The following is a 4,282-nucleotide window of genomic DNA, read 5'->3' on the forward strand; positions in this document are numbered from 1 at the left end:
AGACGACCCAAAACCCCCGCCGCCGGTGCGGATGCTCAATCGGGTGTTCTGGGAAGGGAGTTATCGGCGGCGGGGGTTTTGGGTCGTCTAGTGGGTGCAGGCCGGTGGGGGCTGGGCGCGCAGTTCCCCGCGCCCCTAAAAGACCTGGCTTCGCCCGTCTCCGAGGGGCGCGCCCGCGCGGCGGAGCCGCATATCGATACAGCCCCGCGCGCCTGAAAGACCTGGCTTCGCCGGTCTCCGAGGGGCGCTGGGCTGCAACGGAGTTCATCAGTCTCCTCAAGCCGCGTCGTGGAACACCAGTCCCAGCGCGTGCCGTTGGCCAGAGCGTACGGTGCTCACCCCGTGTCTCATCGCCCCGGCCGACCAGCCACGTTTCGTTCGAACCGGGCGGTCCCGGGTCGTGAACACCAGGCCGTGGCCCTGCTGGAGTGGGGTCGCGGTGCCCCGGGACTGGGCTCGGGCCCGCTGCTCGACCATCAGGAACTCGCCGCCCGTGTAGTCGGTGCCGTACGCGTCCAGGCCGATCACCACCTGGAGCGGGAAGACCAACTCGCCGAAGACATCGCGGTGGAGGGCGTTCCAATCTCCCTCGCCGTAGCGGAGCAGGATCTGGGCGGAACGGTCCTGGCCCGCGTCGTGGCAGCGGGCGAGCCACTCGTCGAGGTCGTCGGGCCAGGGGGACGGGCGGTCGAGTCGGGCCGCCCAGTCCCGGGCGATCGGCAGCAGGCGCGGGTAGAGCGCGGCGCGCAGGGCGGCTACCGGTGCGGGGAGGTCGTGGGTGAAGTAGCGGTACGCGCCGGAGCCGAAGCGGTGCCGGGCCATGTCGACCGTGGTGCGGAACAGTTCCGGCTTCTCGTACAGGGCTGTCAGGTCGTGGCACTCGGCCGGCGTCAGCAACTGTGCGGTCGGCGCACTGCCGTACAGGTCCAACTCCTCTGCCAGAGCTGACCAGTTGGTGTTCTGCGTGCGCTGCCGCGCCTCGGTGATACGCATGACGTCCTCCGTTCGTCAGCCGAGCATCGGCTGCAACGCGCCCTCGTGGGTGAGCAGTTGGACCTTCCGTTCGACGCCGGCGGCATAACCCCGCATCGAGCCGTCCGCGCCGATCACGCGGTGGCACGGGCGCACCAGCAGCAGCGGGTTGGCACCGAGGGCCGCGCCCAGTGCCCGGACTTCGGCGCGCGGTACGCCCAGGCGTTCGGCGAGGGCGCCGTATGTCGTCGTGGTGCCGTACGGGATCTCGTCGAGGGCTTGCCAGACCCGCTGCTGGAACTCCGTTCCCTCGGCGGCGAGGGGGAGTTCGAAGTGGGTGAGGCGTCCGGCGAAGTACGCGGACAGTTGGCGGTTGGCCTCGGTGAAGGCCTGGTCGTCGCGTTGCCAGTCGGCATCGATGGTCGGGTGGTCCGGCATGGTCAGGGAGGTGAGGGTGGTGCCGTCGGCCGACCTCTCGCCGGTCAGGAGAAGCTCGCCCACGGGGCTGTCGGTGAGTGTGTAGATCGTGGTCATGGGAATGAGTCTGCTCCGGAATCGGGGTCGGGACCGGCGGGATTCGGACATGGAGTTGAGGCCCGCTCGGTACCGTCGGGCGTAGCTCTTGACCTGGGGGTATTTACGGGTAAGTACCTGAGCGGTATCCTGTTCGCATGCCAGCTCTCAACGTGGATTTCAGCGACCGCGAGCTAGAGGACCTGCGGCAGATCGCCAAGGAACGCGGTACGTCGATGAAGGCACTGGTGCGTGAGGCGGCCGCGGCCGACATCGCTCGGCACCGGGCGCTGCAGGAGGGCGCCGAGGCCTTCCGCCGGTTCTTCGCCACGCACGCCGACGAGTTCGCCGCCGCGTTCCCCGACGACGAACCGGCGGCCAAGGGCGAGGGGCGGGTCGCCTGACGCATGCCGGTCATCCCCGTCATCCATATCGACGTGCCCTGGCTGCTCCAGCGCCATGAGGAAGTCCTGCCGGACCAGCCCACCGTCAACGACTTCTCGGCGTTGGTCGCGGCCGTCGCCCGACACCGCGTCGATCCGCCCCGCCTCGGCGTCGACTCCGACCCGGCCTGGCGGGCCGCCGCCCTGCTGCACACCCTCGCCCTGCTCAAGCCGCTGCCCTCGGCCAACGCCCGCTTCGCCTGCGCCACGGCCGTCGCCTACATGTTCGTCAGTGGCGTCGGCATCGACCCGCCCTACGGCGCTCTCGTCGACCTCGCCCGCGATCTGATCTCCGGCAAGACGGATGTCTACGGCGCGGCGGACCGGCTGCGTTCCTGGCAGATCTGAGCGACGGTTCCGAGCAGCGGGTCCGAGCCGCGGTTCTGGGCAGCGGGCCTGAGCGGCAGCTCGGACGCGTCAGTCAGCGGTCCTCCGTCAGTGGTCCTCGTCGAGGCGTGCGTTCTCCTCGTGCGACCGCGGGCTCTCCTCGCGCGGGACGCCGTCGGGCGCGGCGAGGCTGCCCAGCAACCCCAGCAGTTCCGCGCTACGGCTCCCCGGCTCGGCGTGGAAGACCACCATGCTCAACGCGTTCGTGCCCGGAATCTCGAACTTGTTCGACCGGAGCTCGAAGTCGCCGACGAGCGGGTGGGTGAGGAGGCTGGTCCGGCCGAGCATGGGGCGTACCTCGTGGCGGCTCCACAGCAGCCGGAAGCGGTCGCTGCGGACGGACAGTTCGCCCACCAGCTCCACCAGCCGGGGTTCGTCGACGTCGGGACCGATGTGGCCGCGCAGGGTCGCCACGCCCTCGGCGGTCAACTCCTCCCAGTCGCGGCGCAGTTCACGCTCGGCGGGGTCGAGGAACACCGCCCGCAGCAGGTTCACACCCGGCGTGTAGTTCGGGGACAGCGCCCGGCACAGCGCGTTGGCCGCGAGGCAGTCCGTGAACCGGTTCTGCACATACGCCGGGTGTCCGGACCAGGTGTCGAGCAGTTCGCGGACGCTCGTCGGTACCGCCTCGGGCCGTCGGACCCGTCTGCGGGACACGGCCGGCCGCTCCGGCTGGGCGAGGCTCAGCAGATGGGCGGTCGCGGAGGCGTCCAGGCGCAGCACCCGGGCCAGCGCCTCCAGCACCTGCGCGGACGGGTTGCGGTCGCGGCCCTGCTCCAGCCGCAGGTAGTAGTCGGAGCTGATGCCGGCCAGTAGGGCGACCTCCTCCCGGCGCAGCCCAGGCACCCGGCGCAGCCCGCCGCCGCTCAGACCCACGTCCTCGGGCCGGACCCGCTCCCGGCGGGCCCGCAGAAACTCCCCGAGCGCGTTCATGCTGTCCACACCCACCACCGTAGGACCGAATCCGCGGAGGTGCGTGTCCCTGTCACTACCAGGAACATCCGGGTACTCCCTGCTCAGCCGGGACGGGCGCAGTGTCGGTGACAGGAAGCAGCACGTATCACCTACCGAAAGGCGCGCCATCATGGCCGACACCGTCGCCGGCGGCACTCTCACCCTGGCCGAGGACCTCACCCTCACCCGCATGGGATACGGCGCCATGCAGCTCGCCGGCCCGCACGTCTTCGGCCCGCCGAAGGACCGCACCGAGGCGGTGGCCGTCCTCCGCGAGGCCGTCGAGCGGGGCATCACCCACATCGACACGAGCGACTTCTACGGCCCCGTCGTCGTCAACGAGATCATCCGGGAGGCCCTCCACCCCTACCCGGACGACCTGCGCATCGTGACCAAGGTCGGCGCCCGGCGCGGCCCCGACGGCGGCTGGATCATGTCCCGGCACCCCGAGGACCTCAAGGCGCAGGTGTACGACAACCTCCGCAACCTCGGGCTCGACGCGCTCGACGTGGTGAACCTGAGGGTCGGCACCGATCACGGCGCCTACGAGGAGTCGATCGGGGAGGAGTTCGGTGCCCTGGCCGAACTGCGGAAGGCCGGGCTGATCCGGCACCTCGGGGTGAGCACGGTCTCCGCCGCCCAGCTGACCGAGGCCCAGGCCATCGCACCGGTCGTCACCGTGCAGAACCTGTACAACCTGGCCAACCGGGAGGACGACGCCCTCGTCGAGCGGTGTGCCGCGGAGAACATCGCGTTCGCCGCCTACTTCCCGCTCGGCGGCTTCACCCCGCTGCAGTCGCGGACCCTGTCCGAGGTGGCCGCGCGGCTGGACGTCTCGGCCCAACAGGTCGCGCTGGCCTGGCTGTTGCAGCGGTCGGCCACCACCGTCCTGATCCCCGGCACCTCGTCCCGCGCGCATCTGCGGGACAACATCGCCGCCGCGGACCTGGTGCTGCCCGCCGACGCGATCGCGGAACTCGACACCATCGGTGGGGCCGGGGCCTGATGGAGGG

The 4,282-nt window shown here is 70.7% G+C and carries 6 protein-coding genes; 3 read left to right on the plus strand and 3 right to left on the minus strand.

Annotated elements, in window-relative coordinates:
• Nucleotides 1-276: 276 nt before the first annotated feature.
• Nucleotides 277-993: a 2OG-Fe(II) oxygenase gene (locus tag AC31A1_RS47580; protein WP_489659297.1), complete on the minus strand. Its 717-nt coding sequence runs from the start codon at nucleotides 991-993 to the stop codon at nucleotides 277-279.
• A 15-nt stretch (nucleotides 994-1,008) separates the two neighbouring features.
• Nucleotides 1,009-1,506: a methylated-DNA--[protein]-cysteine S-methyltransferase gene (locus AC31A1_RS47585; protein WP_489659298.1), complete on the minus strand. Its 498-nt coding sequence runs from the start codon at nucleotides 1,504-1,506 to the stop codon at nucleotides 1,009-1,011.
• 137 nt (nucleotides 1,507-1,643) lie between these two features.
• Between AC31A1_RS47585 and AC31A1_RS47590 the strand changes: the two genes are divergently transcribed.
• Entirely contained in the window at nucleotides 1,644-1,889 is a 246-nt protein-coding gene (locus tag AC31A1_RS47590; RefSeq protein ID WP_489659299.1) for a hypothetical protein, read from the plus strand.
• A gap of 3 nt (nucleotides 1,890-1,892) precedes the next feature.
• The gene (locus AC31A1_RS47595; RefSeq protein WP_489659300.1) at nucleotides 1,893-2,276 is read left to right on the plus strand and encodes a toxin Doc; all 384 of its coding nucleotides are present in this window, start codon (nucleotides 1,893-1,895) and stop codon (nucleotides 2,274-2,276) included.
• 87 nt (nucleotides 2,277-2,363) lie between these two features.
• On the opposite strand, the gene AC31A1_RS47600 is transcribed toward AC31A1_RS47595, so the two are convergent.
• Nucleotides 2,364-3,257, minus strand: coding sequence for a helix-turn-helix domain-containing protein (locus tag AC31A1_RS47600; protein ID WP_489659301.1), 894 nt, complete (start codon nucleotides 3,255-3,257; stop codon nucleotides 2,364-2,366).
• A 142-nt stretch (nucleotides 3,258-3,399) separates the two neighbouring features.
• On the opposite strand from AC31A1_RS47600, the gene AC31A1_RS47605 reads away from it, so the two are divergent.
• Nucleotides 3,400-4,275, plus strand: coding sequence for an oxidoreductase (locus tag AC31A1_RS47605; RefSeq protein WP_489659302.1), 876 nt, complete (start codon nucleotides 3,400-3,402; stop codon nucleotides 4,273-4,275).
• Nucleotides 4,276-4,282 lie beyond the last annotated feature (7 nt).

It is taken from the genome of Streptomyces sp. P5F9 (genome assembly GCF_057961495.1).

What these genes read in the sequence shown, in the direction of transcription:
- AC31A1_RS47605 (WP_489659302.1), top strand. Translation starts at nt 3,400, where the DNA reads ATGGCCGACACCGTCGCCGGCGGCACTCTCACCCTGGCCGAGGACCTC.
- AC31A1_RS47595 (WP_489659300.1), top strand. Translation starts at nt 1,893, where the DNA reads ATGCCGGTCATCCCCGTCATCCATATCGACGTGCCCTGGCTGCTCCAG.
- AC31A1_RS47590 (WP_489659299.1), top strand. Translation starts at nt 1,644, where the DNA reads ATGCCAGCTCTCAACGTGGATTTCAGCGACCGCGAGCTAGAGGACCTG.
- AC31A1_RS47580 (WP_489659297.1), bottom strand. Translation starts at nt 993, where the DNA reads ATGCGTATCACCGAGGCGCGGCAGCGCACGCAGAACACCAACTGGTCA.
- AC31A1_RS47585 (WP_489659298.1), bottom strand. Translation starts at nt 1,506, where the DNA reads ATGACCACGATCTACACACTCACCGACAGCCCCGTGGGCGAGCTTCTC.